Consider the following 16,382-nt stretch of genomic DNA (forward strand, 5'->3'; position numbering starts at 1 on the left):
CAACCACTAGTCAAATTTGAGGAATGCGTGGGCTCTGTGACTCCGACCGTGACGACGCCCTCCCAGATCCCCCCGCTCGCCCGAGCCGCCGCCGTGCTGCTGCCCGCCGATCCGCCGCGCCTGTCACGTATCGCCTTCTGGCGCCCCGACGGTGCCCCGCCCCTCCCGGGGCTCGACGATCTCGAAGACCTGACCGTCGCACTGCCCGTTTCCGGACGGGAAGAGGGCAGCACCGTCGCTTCGCGCACTGTGCCCTCCCTGACACTGTCCGTGAGGGACGCGCTGCCCGTACTCACGCGGGTGCGGGCAGCGAGAGCAGAGGCTGGAGACGACCGCCGGCCTTCAGGGGCCGCCTTCTGGGGTGCCGCCTGTCTTCTCGCCCTGCGGCTGGCGGCGCGCGGACGACTGCTGCCGGGACTGAGCGAGACCGCCCACGACGCCTGGCGGTTCGGCCCTCTCGACGCGGCGGACGTCGAACAGCTGCAGAACCTCGCAGCAGCCATGCCGCCGGAGGCCCATGCCGTCCCGCTGTCCGGGACGGACGTCTTGCGGCTGCCGGAGCCGGAGAGCGAGATCCGCGCTTTTCTCGGCGCCGTCGCCGACGCTCTGCCCCGCACTCCCGCGGCTGTGCCCGCCGCCGGAGGTACGGCCTTCGCCGCAGTGCCGGCCCAGCACATCCCCGAACAGCGCGACTGGGCCGCCGACATCGCGGCCGGTCACGACGCGGGCGTGCGGCTGTCGCTGCGCATCGAGGTCGCCGGTCTCCCCGGCGACGACGGGAACAGTGTGCCCGTCATCTCCGGGACGGACGACGGCGAGGACGCTCCCGGCGCCGCCTTCTCCGGCCCGCCGCGCTTCTCCGCCGTTCTCCAGCTGCACAGCCTCACCGACCCCACCGTCGTCGCCGACGCGGCCGAGGTCTGGGCGGGCAGCTCCCCGAGTCCGGCGGCATTCGGTCCGCACGTGCGGACCGAAACACTGCTGACTCTGCGCCGCGCGGCTGCGGCATGGGACGGCCTCACGCCTCTGCTGTCAGCAGCGGTACCGGACCGCGTGCCACTGGCGGAGGAAGAAATCGCCGAACTGCTGTCAGTCTCCGTCTCCATGGCTCTGGAGGCTGCGGGGCTGCACGTGCACTGGCCCGGACAGCTCGCACGGCGGCTGACCGCACACGCTGTCATCAGCCCGGGAGGACAGCGAGACGCCGCCGGCCAGGACTCCGGGTCCGCACTGCCCTCCAGCCTGCCGGCCGACGCGCTGCTCAGCTTCGACTGGCGCCTGGCCGTCGGCGAAACGGAACTGACCGGGAACGAACTCGACGAGCTGGCCGAGGCAGGACGTCCTCTCGTCCGGCTGCGCGGCCAGTGGGTCCTGGTGGACCCGGCCGCGGTACGCCTCGCGCGGGACCGCAAGAGCCGCAAACTCACGACGGTCGACGCGCTCGGCGCGGTACTGGCGGGCTCGTCGGACGAGGGCGGCGAACTCGTCGAGGTGCGGGCCTCTGGCTGGCTCGAGTCGCTGCGCCGCCACCTCACCGGCCACGGAGCGGCGGACGCTCCCCTTCCTCGCCAGCCGGAGGCGCTCGCCGCGACGCTGCGCGACTACCAGCTGCGCGGTCTCGCCTGGCTGGAGCAGATGACGTCACTGGGCCTGGGCGGATGCCTCGCAGACGACATGGGGCTGGGCAAGACCGTCACACTGATCGCCCTCCACCTGCGCCGTCAGCAGCAGCCTGCCACGTCCGGCCCGACGCTGGTCGTCTGCCCGGCGTCCCTGCTGGGCAACTGGGAACGGGAGATCGAACGCTTCGCGCCGGGCACACCCGCGCGCAGGTACCACGGCACGGCTCGGAGTCTGGAGGGCCTGGCCGACGGCGAGTTCGTGCTGACGACGTACGGGACCATGCGACTGGACGCGGGACGGCTGGCCGGTCTCCCGGCGCCCGGCTGGGGCCTGGTCGTGGCCGACGAAGCACAGCACGTGAAGAACCCGTTCTCTGCCACGGCCCGCGCCCTGCGTACCGTCCCGGGCCGTGCCCGCGTCGCACTCACCGGCACACCCGTGGAGAACAACCTGTCCGAGCTGTGGTCGGTCCTGGACTGGACGACGCCCGGACTGCTGGGCCGCCTGGGAACCTTCCGCAGGCGCTACGCACAGGCGGCGGAGGGCGGCGACCCGGCGAGCGCGGAGCGACTCGCCCGCCTGGTGCGCCCGTTCCTGCTCCGCCGTCACAAGAGCGACCCCGGCATCGCCCCCGAGCTCCCGCCCAAGACGGAGACCGACCGCACCGTCTCACTCACCGCCGAACAGGCCGGACTGTACGAGGCAGTCGTACGCGAGGGGCTGTCGGAGATCTCCGGCAGCGGCGACGACTTCGCACGACGTGGACTCGTCGTGAAACTGCTGACCTCGCTCAAGCAGATCTGCAACCACCCCGCCCAGTACCTCAAGGAGGACGCCCCCGTGCTGACGGGTCGGTCGGGGAAGCTGGAGCTCCTCGACGAACTGCTGGAGGCGATCCTCGCCGAGGAGGACCCGGGCGGCGTCCTCGTCTTCACGCAGTACGTACAGATGGCGCGCCTGCTGGAGCGTCATCTCACCGGACGCGGTGTACCGACGCGGTTTCTGCACGGAGGCACGCCGGTGAAGAGACGCGAGGACATGGTGCGCGACTTCCAGAACGGCGCCGCTCCCGTCTTCCTGCTCTCGCTCAAGGCGGCGGGCACGGGCCTGAACCTCACACGTGCCGCACACGTCGTCCACTACGACCGCTGGTGGAACCCCGCGGTCGAGGACCAGGCCACCGACCGTGCGTACCGCATCGGCCAGGACCGGCCCGTGCAGGTGCACCGCCTGATCGCCGAAGGAACGGTGGAGGACCGCATCGCCGGGATGCTCCAGCGTAAGAGGGCGCTCGCCGACGCGGTGCTCGGCTCCGGCGAGGCAGCCCTCACCGAACTCTCGGACAGTGAACTGTCCGACCTCGTCGCGCTGCGAAGGAGCGGGGCATGACACAGCGGGACGGAACACGCCACAGCGGAGGCATCACGGCCGGTGACGGGGAGCGGGAGCGTACGTTCGCGGCTCTGCCGCCCTCCCGGGGCCGCGCCTTCGCACGGACGTGGTGGGGCACACGGTGGCTGAAGGCCCTCGAGGACACCGCGCTGGACGGTGAACAGCTGCGCCGTGGACGCGGATTCGCGCGCCAGGGAGCGGTAGGTGCGGTCACGGTACGTCCGGGCCGCGTCACAGCCGTCGTGCGCGACCGCGACGGCACCGCTCACCGCGCCGATGTGCTGCTGCAGGAACTCACCGAAACCGACTGGCGCCGTCTCCTGGAGGTGACAGCCCGGGAATCCGGCCACCTGGCCGCGCTCCTGGACGGTGAGATGCCACCGCGCCTGGTGGAGGACGCTCAGAGCGTGGGCGTCGAACTGCTGCCGGGCATCGGCGATCTGGACCCCGAATGCGGCTGCGAGGCATGGGACCACTGTCCGCACACGGCGGCACTGTCCTACCAGCTGGCACGGCTGCTGGACGAGGATCCCTTCGTGCTGCTGTTGCTGCGCGGCCGCACCCAGCGGGAGTTGCTCGATGAGCTCGGCGCGCGCAGCACAGCCGGCGCGGCGTCCGCAGCAGGAACGGCGAGCGCCCACGACCCCGCCGGGAGCCGTGGCGGATCCATGACGGGCGGAAAGCCGCAAGGCGTCCCGGCGGAAGAGGCGTTCGCTCTGGGCGCGATCCTTCCTCCGCTGCCGGCTCCGCCGCCACCCGTCGAAACCCCTGGCGGCGCACCGTCGCTGGAGGGCGTGGGCACGCCGCCGGCGACCGGAGTGGACGCGGGGGCACTCGAATTCCTCGTCTCGGACACCGCCTCGCGGGCACAGCAGCTGCTTCGCGACGCCCTCTCGCCCTCTCATGCGTACAGTGCGCCGCCCGTGCCGCTCACGCAGTTCCAGGACGCGGTGCGACTGGCGGCGGCCGGTCCGGACCAGCGCATCGTCGAACGCCTCTCGGCGAACTGCGGGATTCCTCCGGTGTCCTTTCGCGCCGCAGTACGCGCCTGGGAACTGGGCGGCCTCGTCGGACTCACCGTGTGGGAGGAGTCGTGGACCCCGGAAGCGGAGGCGATGGCACGCGCCCGAGACCAGCTCGCGACCGCCTGGGCGGAGGAGGATGCACCTCCGCCTCAGCTGCACGTGAACCGCGCCCGCTGGAACACTCCCGACGGTTGCGCCCAGTTGCGGTACGGACCGGACGGGCGCTGGTGGCCCTACGCCATGGAGCACGGAACATGGTGGCCCGCGGGCGGCGCGGAGGCGGACCCGGCAGCTGCACTGGCGGTCGCACTGCGGCAGAACGAACCCGGCCGGGGCGAGAGGAGTTGAAGCCTCTCGCCCCGGCCGGGGTGAAGTCACTGTCCGGACCCTGTGGCGTCGCACAGGCGCATCGCCACAGGGTCCCGCAGTCTTACGCGTTCGCCTCCAGCACCGGGAGGTACCCGCTGGTCTGACCGGACTTCGTCGGGTGGTAGGACTCCCCGACCGGCACGGTGACGCTGTGCAGCCACGAGTCGCCGGAGCAGATCTCGTGTCCCGTGAAGGAATCGCGCACGTCACCGAAGGTGAAGCCGTGGTCGGCGGCCCGCTTGGCGATGGTGTCGTTCAGTACGTCGGACGCGGAGTTGATGGCCGCGCGCGACTTCTCGCTGAGGCCGACGGAGCACTCGCCGTCCAGCTTGTACATCCGGGGGTAGCCCAGCACCACGACCTTGGCGGAAGGTGCCCGCTCGGTGATGGCGTTGTAGACGGAGTCGAGCTGGCCGGGAAGGGTGCCGCTGATGTATCCCTTGGCCTCCTCGATCTTGGAGATGCACACGTCCTCGCCCTGCAGGACGCACGCCTGCATGGTGTCGGCGAAGCTCGCGTCGTTGCCACCGATGCTGATGCTCACCAGACCGGTCGAGTCGCTCAGCGGCCCCAGCTGGTCGTTGAGCACATCTCCCGTGCGGGCGCCGGAACACGCCGTGAAGTCGAAGGACGAGGGGGAGTTGGCCGCGGCCCACTGCTGTGCGTAGGCGTTCGCACTGCGCTTGCAGTCGCCGCTGTCGGAATCGTAGTCACCTGCGCCGAGGCCGGATGAGTAGGAGTCACCGAGGGCGACGTACCCGGTTGCTGCCTCTTGGGCGGACGCGGCGGCGGCACCGAAGGTGGTCACTCCGACGCACGCCACGACCGTGGCCGTGGCCGTCCATCTGTTGAGCTTCATGAAACCTCTCATGGTGGGGGGTCGACATGGAGGGTGCTTTTGTCATGCAGGAGTATCAGGTCCCGGCGTTGACTGGAAGTGTTCATGCCAAAGTTGTCACAGAGGCGAACGCCCAACAGAGCCAAGGGTGTTGACGATTCCGCACAAGATGCCCCAGGGAGACCCCAGCCCATTCAGCGGACTCGTCACGGCGGGTAGCTTCCACCCCGTCAGATCTGTACCCGCCCTCGACAGTGGAAAGTTGACGCGCGTAAGTACGATCGCTGGACAGACGGCGCGGGAAGGGACAGGAGCGACTGCCGACGCACAGGTGCCACGAGGAGAGCGATGAGCCCGACGTACTACGAGGATGTCTCCCCCTCGACCCGGACCCTCGCCCCCCGCGCCTGGTACGCGGTCTCCGACGCGAAGAGACTGCCGTTGAACGGGGTCTGGGCCTTCCGCCTCTCCTCGACCGCGGACAGCTTCGGCACCGAGTTCACAGAGGACGGCTACGACAGCGCCGGCTGGGACGAGATCACCGTCCCAGGACACTGGGTGCTCCAAGGACACGGCGCCCCGGCGTACACGAATGTCCGCTACCCCTTCCCCGTCGACCCGCCGCGCGTACCCGACGAGAACCCGACAGGCGACCACCGCTGCGTGTTCGACCTTCCCGCCGACTGGCCCGGCGGGGGCGAGACGGTCCTGCGCTTCGACGGAGTGGAGTCCTGCGCCCGCGTGTGGCTCAACGGCCAGGAGCTGGGCACCTTCCAGGGCTCCCGGCTCCCCCACGAGTTCGGCGTCACCAGCGCTCTGCGGCCCGGCCGGAACGTACTGGCCGTACGGGTACACCAGTGGTCGGCGGGCAGTTACCTCGAGGACCAGGACATGTGGTGGCTCCCGGGCATCTTCCGCGACGTCACCCTGCTGCACCGGCCCGAAGGGTCCGTGGACGACTACACAGTGCACTCGTCGTACGACCACACGTCGGGCGAGGGCACGCTGCGCGTGGACTGCCGGCCCCAAGGACGGGTGACCGTCCCTGAATTGGGCATCGACGCCGCCACAGGCGAGAGCGTCACCCTGCCCGTCGAACCGTGGACCGCGGAGACACCCCGCCTGTACGACGCCCTGCTGACCACCGCAGGCGAGACCGTGCCCTTCCGGATCGGCTTCCGCACCGTTCTCATCGAGGACGGGCAGCTGAAGGTGAACGGGAAGCGCATCCTCTTCCGGGGTGTCAACCGCCACGAGTTCCACCCTGAACACGGACGTGCGCTGGACGAAGCCACGATGCGTCTCGACGTGCAACTGATGAAGCGGCACAACATCAACGCCGTCCGCACCAGCCACTGCCCGCCGCACCCGGCGTTCCTGGACCTGTGCGACGAGTTCGGTCTGTGGGTCGTCGACGAATGCGACCTGGAGACACACGGCTTCAGCGAACTGGGCTGGCAGGGCAACCCCGTCGACGACGAACGGTGGACCCCCGCACTGCGCGACCGCGCCGAGCGCATGGTCGAACGCGACAAGAACCACCCGTCGGTCGTCATCTGGTCCCTGGGCAACGAATGCGGTTCCGGAGCGGGCCTGAGCGCGATGTCCCGATGGATCCGTGAGAGGGACCCCTCCCGCCCCGTGCACTACGAGAACGACCAGAAGTGCCCCGACTCCGACCTCTACTCACGCATGTACGCCTCGCACGACGAGGTGGAGCTGATCGGGCAGCGGAAGGAACCCCCGCTCGAGGACGCCGCTGCCGACGCGCGCCGCCGCGCCCTCCCGTTCGTCCTGTGCGAGTACGCGCACGCCATGGGCAACGGGCCCGGCGGACTCAGTGAATATCAGCGCCTGTTCGAGACCTACGAGCGCTGCCAGGGCGGTTTCGTCTGGGAGTGGATCGACCACGGACTGCTCCGCCACACCGACGACGGGCGAGCGTACTTCGCCTACGGAGGGGACTTCGGGGAGGAGGTGCACGACGGGAACTTCGTGTGCGACGGGCTGCTGCTGCCCGATCGCACCCCCTCCCCCGGCCTGACCGAGTTCGCCAAGGTGATCGAACCCGTCCGCATCGAGCCCGGCAGCCCCGGCAGCCATGGAAGTTCCGCCACAGTGCTGGTGCGCAATCTGTACGACTTCGCCGGTCTGTCGCACCTCGACTTCGAATGGTCCTGCCAGGTGCAGGGAGAAACCGTCGCCGGAGGGCCGCTGGCGGTGCCGCCGCTCCGGCCGGGCGAATCCGCCGCCGTACCGCTTCCGCCCGCTCCCGGCAGCGCCGGCTCCGAACGCACCGCCCACGCCGACGCGCGGACTGCACCACAGCCCGGAGGCGGACCGTCCCGCAGCGGCGAAACCCTGTGGACAGTACGAGCCGTACTCGCCCGGGACTCCCCCTGGGCGGCGAAGGGGCACACAGTCGCATGGGGACAGCTGAGCGGCGCTCCGGCACCCGCCGGCGGTCGGCCCGGACTGCGGGGGGCGACCGGTCCCGCCCGTCACGAAGGCGAGTCGATCACCCTCGGTCCCGCGGTCTTCGATGCGGCGAGCGGCGTCCTCACCCGGCTGGGACCGCTGGCACTGACCGGTCCGCGACTCGACGTGTGGCGCGCGCCGACAGACAACGACAACGGCGCTCCGTGGCAGCCGGAGACCCGGAACGGCCCCCTGTGGCGCCGCCACGGGCTGCACCGGATGAGGCACCGCACGGACACCGTGGCGGCCGGTGCGGACGGACTGCTCGTCCGGACCCGGGTGGCGCCCGCGGGCACCGGCCTCGGACTGCGCACCGCCTACCGCTGGAGCACCTCCGGCGGCCGCCTGCGGCTCGCCGTGACCGTCGAGCCGGAGGGCGGCTGGGACTTCCCACTGCCACGGCTGGGAGTGCGTCTGGGCGTTCCGGCCGCGCTCGGCGACGTCACCTGGTACGGCGGCGGACCGGGTGAGGCCTACCCCGACACACGCGCCGCATCCATGACGGGCCTGTGGCACAGCACGGTCGACAACATGCAGACGCCGTACGTGCGTCCACAGGAGAACGGTGCACGTGCCGATGTCCGGTGGGCCGAACTGCGCGACACTTCAGACGCATCCGGCGGGACCGGGCCCCACGGCCCGGGCCTGCGTATCGAGGCGGACACGCACCGATTCTGGCTCACGGCGCGGCGCTGGACGAGCGAGGAGCTGGATGCGGCGGAGCACACCACGGACCTCGTCGCCGGGGAGACGGTCTGGGTGAACCTCGATCACGCCCAGCACGGCATCGGCTCGCAGTCCTGCGGCCCGGGGGTCCTGCCCGCGCACCAGCTGACGGTGGCACCGGCCGAGTTCGCCCTGGTCTTCAGCATCCCGGACTGAAGAACGGGCCCGGTTCCTGAAGGGCGGGCGGGATGTCCGGGCCGCGGCAGGGGTCCCCGGGGCGTCCCGCCGGCCCATCAGTCGTGGGGCCGCCGCCCCGTGACGGCGGCCCCCGGCGGTCCCGTTAACCGCCGGTTGCCCGGCCCTGCGGACGCGGGGCTACGCGCCCCCCTTGACCCCCACACCTGCGTAGCCGTGGTGCATGCTCAGCTCGTGCCCCCCAGGAACCGGGCCGTCGGGCCGCCACAGAGGCGGCCGCACGAAACCGGGTTCCATCAGTTCGAACCCGTCGAAGTACGGCATCAGCTCCTCACGGCCTCGCATGATGAGCTGCGCTGTCGAGCTCTTGTAGATCTCCGCGGCCTGCTTCAGCGCCTCACCGCCGTCGAAGTCCGCGGTGATGTGGGAGAAGATCAGACAACTCCACTCGGAGAGACGGCTGGTGAGCGCCCGCACGATCTCCAGTGGTCCTTCGTCGTCGCGGACGAAGTGCAGCACCGCCACGAGCATCAGAGCGACCGGCTCGTCGAAATCGATCAGTTGCCGGGTCGTGGGGTGGTCGATGATCGCTTGAGGGTCCCGCAGATCGGCCAGTACGAAGCCGACGTTGCCGGAGTTGGTCAGTTTCGCGCCCGCGTAGGTCGCCACGATCGGGTCGTTGTCGACGTACACCACACGCGTCTCCGGCGCGATGCCATGCGCCACTTCGTGCGTGTTGGGCGAGGTCGGGATACCGGTGCCGATGTCGATGATCTGCCGGATCCCGCGCTCTGTCACGGCGCGCACCGCCCGGTGGTGGAAACCTCTGTTGCCCTGCGCAGTCGGACGCATGAACGGGGCATGCCCCAGCACGCGCTCGGCAGCTTCCCGGTCGACCTCGTAATTGTCCATCCCGCCCAGGAAGTAGTCGTACATACGGGCCGGATGCGGAATGGTGGTGTCGATCTGGTCAGAGCTGAAGCCCCTGTCCGACACGTCGCATCTCCTTCCGGTCTGTCACCGGTCAAGCAAGCAGGAAGTCGGCTTCGCCGGCCTTCGCGCTCTGGATGAACTTCCTGATCGCGTGGGGGGTGTAGATGAGTGCGGGCCCGTCGGGGTCCGTGGACTGGCGCAGGGCGACCCGCCCGTCCGCCAGCTTCAGCGCCTCCACACAGCTGCCGCCGTTGCCTCCGCTCCAGGGCTTGTGCCAGCCCTCGGTGCCGAGATGTTTGGCGGGCATGCCGTTGTAGATACGACCCATGGTTCAGATCTCCTTGCGCATTGCACTGAGGATCGCCTCCGTCCGCGACACCGGCGCGGCCTGGGCGCACATCCGGTCAAGTGCCTCCAGGAAGGTCGTCACCTCGTCGCGCTGGTCGAAGTAGACGGCGCCGACCAGGCTCTCCGAGCAGGCGACGTCCGGCAGTTCCTCCAGCGGGAAACGGAAGAGATGGAACGGTCCGTACATCGCCGGGTGGGGACCGGCGCTGAACGGCATGACCTGTAGCCGGACATGAGGCTTACGGGAGGCGTCGATGAGACGGTCCAACTGCTCGCGCATCACCCCGGAACCGCCGAGGGAACGCCGCAGCACCGTTTCGTCCATCACCACCCACAGCATCGGCGGCTCGTCCCGTTCCAGGACGGCCTGCCGTTCCAGACGGAGCGCCACCTGACGCTGGATCTCCTCCTCGGGCGCCTGCGGCATCCCCGCCCGCAGCACAGCACGTGCATAGCCCTCTGTCTGCAACAGGCCGGGTACGTAATGCGGTTCGTAGGCCCGGATGACGTGTGACTCGCTCTCCAGACTGACGAAGGCGCTGAACCACTCGGGCAGTACGTCGCGGTAGCCGTGCCACCAGCCGGGCTGGTTCGCCTGTCGCGCCAGGGCGAGGAAGGCGTCGATCTCCGACTGGTCGGTGACCCCGTACGTCTGCAGCAGCTTCTCGACGTACAGGACTTTCAAGCCGACTTCGGCCTTCTCCATGCGCCGGACCGTGGCGTGAGTGACGTCGAGCGCGTGGCCGGCCTCTTCGTACGACAGCCCGCTGCTCTCCCGCAGATGCTGCAGACGCCTGCCCAGAACAACCCGTAGAACGGTGGGTGCCCCACCGCTCGCACGAGAGTCCGCCACTATCGCTCGCCTCCAACTGGTGTCATGGGCAAGCAGTTTGGCACGGACGTCGCGTGAGAGGACAGCCTGGCTCGAACGATTCTGTAATTTGCATACTGATCCTTGCCAGGTGTGAGCGCACAGACCATAGTGGAGCTGTGGCTTCCCCCCATGACGCCCTCTCATTAGAAGATCGGCCCCCCGTTGTGTCGGCTCGACCACTGCGCGACGCGTTCCGTCTGCCCGCGCTGGACACCTCCGTCGCGCAAGCGCGCAGACGAGTCCTCGACCGCCTGCACGACTGGCATGTCGATGAAGAGACCTGCGACGACGCTCAGTTGCTGGTCTCGGAACTGTTCACCAACGCCGTACGGCACACCGCAAGCCGGAAGGTCAGCTGCGAACTGTGGCTCGTGGGACGGCGGTTGTGTCTCGAAGTCACGGACCAGGGCGGCGGGCCGCATCCCAAGGAGCCGCGTGCGAACGACGCCGTGGACGCCGACGGCGAGAGTGGACGCGGTCTGCTGCTCGTCAGCGTCCTCGCCGACGACTGGGGCATCCGCCCCGGCACTCTGTGCAGCGGACCTTCACGGGGCCACGCCGTGTGGGCGGAGCTGACCTGTTCACGCTGCACCACGCACTACTGATCGCCGCAGTCACCGCCGCAACCGCCGACGCCCCGGATCAGCGCGGGCGGGAACGTCACGGAATCCGTCCGGGCGTAGGCCCCACGTACACCGGCACCCGGCAGGGGGCGGCTCCGCCGCGTGCCTCGGCGGCGGGCGTCCCGCATCCGCACGTCCCGGGGCTTCGGGCTCCGGTTAGGCTGTCGCGTATGGACAGCACGTACCGGCACACGGTCACACCGCCCCCCGCGTCCCTCTGAGGGCGCACTTTCCCGTCGGCGGTTTCCCACCGCCTGCGTTCCGGCAGCCACGATTCCGCTCCCTACGCGGAGCCACGCTCACAGCGTTCCGGCCCTGAGAGCCGGCCGGCTGCCCTTTCGAGCTGCGCCCTTCCGATGACCGTCAACACCGGCCTTCAACGGATCAGGACGCACACCGTGTCATCTTCCTCAGCACCGTCCGCTGCCCGCTCCTGCGCGCCTTCCCCCGCCCGCACAGACGCCCGCCCCGCCACGGCCCAGCACCACGGCCCGCGCGGACCCCTTCTCGTACTCGCTGCGGCCGCCCTGTGGGGCACCACCGGCACGGCCGCGAGTTACGCTCCAGCCGAGGCCTCGCCGCTGTCCGTCGGGGCAGCCACCATGGGCGTCGGCGGCCTGCTGACCTTCCTGCTCGCGGGACGCTCCGTACTTCACGTCCTGCGCGCGGGCCGTTCCGTGCTCTTGTGGGCGCTGCTGGGAGGCGTCTCCGTCGCCGTCTACCCGCTGGCGTTCTACAGCTCCATGGCCGACGCCGGAGTGGCCACCGGGACGGTCGTGACCATCGGCTGCTCCCCTGTCTTCGCAGCCCTGCTCGAACGGCTGCTGCTCGGAGTCCCGCTCACCTTCCGCTGGCTGACGGCCACGCTGTGCGCCGGTACGGGGTGCGCGATGCTGACGCTGACCGGTCCGGAGAGTCCGGCGTCCGCCGGCGAGGTCCCCCGCGGGCTCGCTCTCGCGCTCCTGGCAGGAGCGGCGTACGCCGTGTTCACCTGCTGCGGCGCCCGCATCATCCGGTCAGGCCACTCCTCGCGGGCGACCATGGGCACGCTCTTCGGGCTCGGCGCCCTGGTGCTGCTGCCCGTCCTGGCAGTGACGGGCGGACCACTGCTGAGCGAGACGCGGGGGCTGGTGGTGGGCGCCTACCTGGCGGTGGTGCCGATGTGCCTCGCGTACGTGCTCTTCGGATCAGGGCTGACCCGGCTCTCGGCGGGCGCGGCGACGACACTGTCGCTCTTCGAACCGGTCGTGGCCGCGGTACTGGGTGTGGTCGTCGTCGGTGAACGGCTCGGCGGGCGGGGGTGGCTGGGGACCGGCCTCGTACTCCTCGGGCTGCTCGTCCTCACCGTCGCCGGCGGTCGGACGAGCGAGGAGGACGGCGCGGTCACCGAACGCTGACGGACAGCGGCGGGCGTCCCGGTGGCCGCTCCACCGGGACGCCCGCCGTTCGCTCGTCCTCCCGCTGACGGCTGCCAGCCGTCAGCCGTCAGCCGACGAATGACGGATGACGGATGACAAGTCCGGCGGACGTCAGCGCTTCGCCGCCTGCTGTGCCTCGGCCGCCTTCTCGCCGCCCCCGTGCTTGCGCTGCAGCCAGATGCCGAGAGCGAGGACGACCGCCCCGACGGCGACGGACATCACCATCTGCTCCCGTCCTTCCTCGTCGTAGAACATGTAGCCGATGACGAAGAGGATCAGCCCGATGGTCGCGTACGTCAGATACGGGTAGAGCCACATGCGTACCGTGTGCCGCTCCGGGGTGTCCCGTTCGATCATCGGCCGCATCCGCAGCTGCGAGAGGCAGATGACGAGCCACACGAACAGCGCCACGGCTCCGGAGGAGTTGAGCAGGAACTGGAAGACGGTGTCCGGCGAGGTGTAGTTGAAGATCACGGCGACGAACCCGAAGGCCACCGAGGAGCAGATCGCGATCATCGGCACACCCCGCCTGTCCACCCGCGAGAAGGACTTGGGCGCATCCCCGCGCCGGCCCAGCGAGAAGGCCATGCGCGAGGCGGTGTAGAGGCCGGAGTTGAGACAGGAGAGCACCGCGGTCACCACGATCACGTCCATGATCGTCCCCGCGTGCGGAATGCCGATCTCGTTGAGCGCGGCGACGTACGGTCCCTCGTCGACCACTGCCTTGGAGTTCCACGGCAGCAGCATGACGACGAGGAGGATGGACCCGAGGTAGAAGCTGCCGATGCGCCAGATCACGCTGTTCGTCGCACGGCGCACCATCTTCTCCGGGTGGGCGGATTCGCCCGCGGCGAGGGTCACGATCTCACTGCCCATGAACGAGAAGACGACGAGCAGCATGCCGGAGAGGATCGCTCCCGGGCCGTTCGGCAGGAAGCCGCCGTGCTCGGTCAGGTTCGCGGTACCGGTGGCCTCGGAGCCGGGGAGCAGCCCGAGGACGGCGAGGCCGGCGATCACGATGAAGGCGGTGATCGCGACGACCTTGATTCCTGCGAACCAGAACTCGAACTCGCCGTAGGAGCCGACCGAGGTGAGGTTGGTCGCGGTCAGCAGCACCATCACGATCAGCGCCCAGGCCCACTGCGGGACGGCGGGGAGCCACCCGGTGAGGATGGTGGCGGCAGCCGTCGCCTCGACAGCGAGGACGACGACCCAGAAGAACCAGTAGAGCCAGCCGATGGTGAAACCGGCCCAGCGTCCGAGGGCGCGGTCGGCATAGGTGGAGAAGGAACCCGACGAGGGATTCGCCGCAGCCATCTCGCCCAGCATCCGCATGACGAGGACGACCAGCAGTCCGGCCAGCACGTAGGAGACGAGGATTCCCGGCCCGGCCTTGGCGATGCCCGCTCCCGAGCCGACGAAGAGCCCGGCTCCGATGACTCCGCCGATCGCGATCATCGACAGGTGCCGGTTCTTCAGCCCGGCCTTCAGGGCACCCTGCTCCGCGGAGCCCTCCGGAGAAGGCGGGTGCCCGGAGTGCTCCGCGTCGGCACTCTCTGTCACATTCGACGCTCGCACGCCCATCTTTCGTTCCTTCAGTTCCCTGGGTGAAATCGCGCTCTGCGCTTCATTCGAAGGCTTCTGCGCGAAATCACTCCGCAGTCAGAGTCAGTGGGCCACTAGAAACCCGCACCGAGGGACCGGTCAAGGTGACCCGTGTCTCATCACCGACAGCGAGCGGATGCCTCCCGAGCGGGGTCGGGCATCCGCGGAGTGATCCTCGGAAACGACGCATACGGCCCACCCGCGTCCTCACACGCCCACACGCCCCCTCCACTCCTCCTCCGCACCCACCTCCGGCCATCTGCGCGCCCGCCCACTCCCGCAGACGCGGTGCGGCGGAACGCCTGTGACGGGGAAGGCGTTCCCCGAATAGATCCCGGCGGGCGGGACCGGCGGGACACCGGACGGAGGCAGCTCCATGGAGAACAAGCCGGGGCACGGCAGCACAGACGACGGAGAGAGGAAGGGCGACTGGGACGACGAACTCGTTCTGGACGAGGAGTTCATACGCAGCGCGCAGTCGAAGGAGCCTGCCGCACGGACGAGGATGCTGCAGGAGCGCTGGCGCGACCGGCCGCCCGAGCCCCAGCTCTGGCGGGCCGACGAGCCGCCGGCGGGATGGTTCTTCAGCAAGAGCCGCCGAAGGGAGCGCAAGCGGCGGCGCGGCAAGGACAGCTGAACCCGCCGCCAGCGGGCGACGGAGTGGCCGCCGAGCTCCCGTCCGCCACGTCGCCGCATTCGCACACCTGGAGCCGGCGGGAGCACAGCAGGCCCCTCCGTCGCCACCGCGGATCCGCCGCGAGGACGCCCGCACAGCGCTTCTTTACCGCCGACCCCATTTCGATCCGGCACCATATGGGCGGAGAATGTCCATATCGGTAGCGCTATGAGCAGAGCCTCCCTAATGTATTCGCACATTCATGCGACATACTCGTGCCGCACCTGGCAGGCTCTCCGGCAGCTCGGAAAAGGCGAAAGGCGAAACGATGACAGACGGCACCCTCGGCGATTCCCTCACGGCGCCTGCCGCTGACGCCCCGCTCGGCCGCGACGACCTGCTCGACCGGGCGCAGCCGTACAGGCGTGAACTGCTGGCGCACTGCTACCGCATGATGGGCTCGGTGCACGACGCCGAGGACCTGGTGCAGGACACCTATCTGCGGGCCTGGCGCGCGGCAGACCGTTTCGAGGGACGTTCCTCCCTGCGCACCTGGCTCTACCGGATCGCCACGAACGCCTGTCTGACCGCCATCGAGAGCCGGGGCCGCCGCCCGCTGCCCTCCGGCCTCGGCGCACCCAGTGACGACCCGGAACGCCCCGTGGTCGAAGCTCCGGACGTGCCGTGGCTGGAGCCGGTGCCCGATGCGATGTTCCGGGGCGAGCAGCCTTCGGACCCCGCCTCGGTCGTCGTCTCACGCTCCAGCATGAGACTCGCCCTCGTAGCCGCGCTTCAGCACCTCCCGCCCCGGCAGCGGGCCGTACTGCTGCTGCGTGAGGTGCTGAAGTGGCGTGCGGCCGAGGTCGCGGAGCTGCTGGAGACCACCACGGCGAGCGTCAACAGCGCCCTGCAGCGTGCACGCGCGCAACTGCAGTCGGCGGAGCTCACGGAGGACGAGCTCTCCGAACCCACCGACCCGGCGCAGCGCGAGCTGCTCGACCGCTACGCCAAGGCATTCGAGAACTCCGACGTGACAGCGATCGTGCAGCTGTTCAAGGAGGACTCGGTCTGGGAGATGCCGCCGTTCCCCGAGTGGTTCCGCGGCCGCGACGCCATAGCGCGGCTGATCGGCGCACAGTGCCCTATAGGTCCCGGCGAGGGACTCATGCTGCCCACCGCCGCCAACGGGCAGCCCGCCTTCGCGCTCTACAGCCGGCACGAGGGCGGGGACTACCTCCCGTTCCAGCTGCACGTCCTCACGCTGGACGGCGAGCACGTCCAGCGGGTGACCGCTTTCTTCGGCGACGACCTCTTCCGCAAGTTCGGCCTCCCGGAGTCGGTGCCTCTGGACGCCCCCCGGCACTGAGCAGGTACGGCGG

General features: G+C 69.7%; 12 protein-coding genes. 7 read left to right on the plus strand and 5 right to left on the minus strand.

The genetic code is table 11. The annotated features are described in order from the left end of the window. The first annotated feature begins 48 nt into the window (after positions 1 to 48). Positions 49 to 3,012 (plus strand): DEAD/DEAH box helicase, encoded by a 2,964-nt coding sequence (locus tag ACFPA8_RS13480; protein WP_386447414.1) that lies wholly within the window; start codon positions 49 to 51, stop codon positions 3,010 to 3,012. After that, on the plus strand, positions 3,009 to 4,388 hold the full coding sequence (locus tag ACFPA8_RS13485) for an SWIM zinc finger family protein (protein ID WP_386447417.1): 1,380 nt from the start codon (positions 3,009 to 3,011) through the stop codon (positions 4,386 to 4,388). The genes ACFPA8_RS13480 and ACFPA8_RS13485 overlap by 4 nt, the downstream gene beginning before the upstream one ends. A gap of 82 nt (positions 4,389 to 4,470) precedes the next feature. On the opposite strand, the gene ACFPA8_RS13490 is transcribed toward ACFPA8_RS13485, so the two are convergent. Next, the gene (locus ACFPA8_RS13490) at positions 4,471 to 5,268 is read right to left on the minus strand and encodes an SGNH/GDSL hydrolase family protein (RefSeq protein ID WP_386447420.1); all 798 of its coding nucleotides are present in this window, start codon (positions 5,266 to 5,268) and stop codon (positions 4,471 to 4,473) included. A 327-nt stretch (positions 5,269 to 5,595) separates the two neighbouring features. On the opposite strand from ACFPA8_RS13490, the gene ACFPA8_RS13495 reads away from it, so the two are divergent. After that, entirely contained in the window at positions 5,596 to 8,607 is a 3,012-nt protein-coding gene (locus ACFPA8_RS13495; RefSeq protein WP_386447423.1) for a glycoside hydrolase family 2 TIM barrel-domain containing protein, read from the plus strand. 159 nt (positions 8,608 to 8,766) lie between these two features. On the opposite strand, the gene ACFPA8_RS13500 is transcribed toward ACFPA8_RS13495, so the two are convergent. The 3 genes from ACFPA8_RS13500 to ACFPA8_RS13510 are packed head-to-tail and all read right to left on the minus strand — an operon-like array spanning position 8,767 to position 10,720. Beyond that, positions 8,767 to 9,582 (minus strand): SAM-dependent methyltransferase, encoded by an 816-nt coding sequence (locus tag ACFPA8_RS13500; RefSeq protein ID WP_386447426.1) that lies wholly within the window; start codon positions 9,580 to 9,582, stop codon positions 8,767 to 8,769. 28 nt (positions 9,583 to 9,610) lie between these two features. Then, positions 9,611 to 9,847, minus strand: coding sequence for a DUF397 domain-containing protein (locus tag ACFPA8_RS13505; protein ID WP_386447429.1), 237 nt, complete (start codon positions 9,845 to 9,847; stop codon positions 9,611 to 9,613). Positions 9,848 to 9,850: 3 nt separating this feature from the next. Beyond that, positions 9,851 to 10,720 carry a helix-turn-helix domain-containing protein gene (locus ACFPA8_RS13510; RefSeq protein WP_386447431.1) on the minus strand — a complete coding sequence of 290 codons (870 nt, stop codon included), beginning with the start codon at positions 10,718 to 10,720 and terminating at the stop codon, positions 9,851 to 9,853. A gap of 185 nt (positions 10,721 to 10,905) precedes the next feature. Between ACFPA8_RS13510 and ACFPA8_RS13515 the strand changes: the two genes are divergently transcribed. Both ACFPA8_RS13515 and ACFPA8_RS13520 read left to right on the plus strand, forming a co-directional pair. Next, the gene (locus ACFPA8_RS13515) at positions 10,906 to 11,346 is read left to right on the plus strand and encodes an ATP-binding protein (protein ID WP_386447433.1); all 441 of its coding nucleotides are present in this window, start codon (positions 10,906 to 10,908) and stop codon (positions 11,344 to 11,346) included. A 416-nt stretch (positions 11,347 to 11,762) separates the two neighbouring features. Continuing rightward, positions 11,763 to 12,761, plus strand: coding sequence for an EamA family transporter (locus tag ACFPA8_RS13520; protein WP_386447435.1), 999 nt, complete (start codon positions 11,763 to 11,765; stop codon positions 12,759 to 12,761). Between the two features lie 132 nt (positions 12,762 to 12,893). Here ACFPA8_RS13520 and ACFPA8_RS13525 read toward each other — a convergent pair whose 3' ends face one another. Further along, positions 12,894 to 14,366, minus strand: coding sequence for an amino acid permease (locus ACFPA8_RS13525; protein ID WP_386447438.1), 1,473 nt, complete (start codon positions 14,364 to 14,366; stop codon positions 12,894 to 12,896). A 397-nt stretch (positions 14,367 to 14,763) separates the two neighbouring features. Here ACFPA8_RS13525 and ACFPA8_RS13530 point away from each other — a divergent pair, with 397 nt between their 5' ends. After that, positions 14,764 to 15,024 carry an SGM_3592 family protein gene (locus tag ACFPA8_RS13530; protein ID WP_386447440.1) on the plus strand — a complete coding sequence of 87 codons (261 nt, stop codon included), beginning with the start codon at positions 14,764 to 14,766 and terminating at the stop codon, positions 15,022 to 15,024. Positions 15,025 to 15,331: 307 nt separating this feature from the next. Continuing rightward, the gene (locus ACFPA8_RS13535; protein ID WP_386447443.1) at positions 15,332 to 16,369 is read left to right on the plus strand and encodes a sigma-70 family RNA polymerase sigma factor; all 1,038 of its coding nucleotides are present in this window, start codon (positions 15,332 to 15,334) and stop codon (positions 16,367 to 16,369) included. Positions 16,370 to 16,382: the final 13 nt, after the last annotated feature.

Origin of the sequence: Streptomyces ovatisporus (assembly GCF_042653885.1) — a bacterium.
Classification (GTDB): Bacteria; Actinomycetota; Actinomycetes; order Streptomycetales; family Streptomycetaceae; genus Streptomyces; species Streptomyces ovatisporus.

What these genes read in the sequence shown, in the direction of transcription:
- ACFPA8_RS13490 (WP_386447420.1), bottom strand. Translation starts at nt 5,268, where the DNA reads ATGAAGCTCAACAGATGGACGGCCACGGCCACGGTCGTGGCGTGCGTC.
- ACFPA8_RS13525 (WP_386447438.1), bottom strand. Translation starts at nt 14,366, where the DNA reads ATGGGCGTGCGAGCGTCGAATGTGACAGAGAGTGCCGACGCGGAGCAC.
- ACFPA8_RS13505 (WP_386447429.1), bottom strand. Translation starts at nt 9,847, where the DNA reads ATGGGTCGTATCTACAACGGCATGCCCGCCAAACATCTCGGCACCGAG.
- ACFPA8_RS13495 (WP_386447423.1), top strand. Translation starts at nt 5,596, where the DNA reads ATGAGCCCGACGTACTACGAGGATGTCTCCCCCTCGACCCGGACCCTC.
- ACFPA8_RS13485 (WP_386447417.1), top strand. Translation starts at nt 3,009, where the DNA reads ATGACACAGCGGGACGGAACACGCCACAGCGGAGGCATCACGGCCGGT.
- ACFPA8_RS13535 (WP_386447443.1), top strand. Translation starts at nt 15,332, where the DNA reads ATGACAGACGGCACCCTCGGCGATTCCCTCACGGCGCCTGCCGCTGAC.
- ACFPA8_RS13530 (WP_386447440.1), top strand. Translation starts at nt 14,764, where the DNA reads ATGGAGAACAAGCCGGGGCACGGCAGCACAGACGACGGAGAGAGGAAG.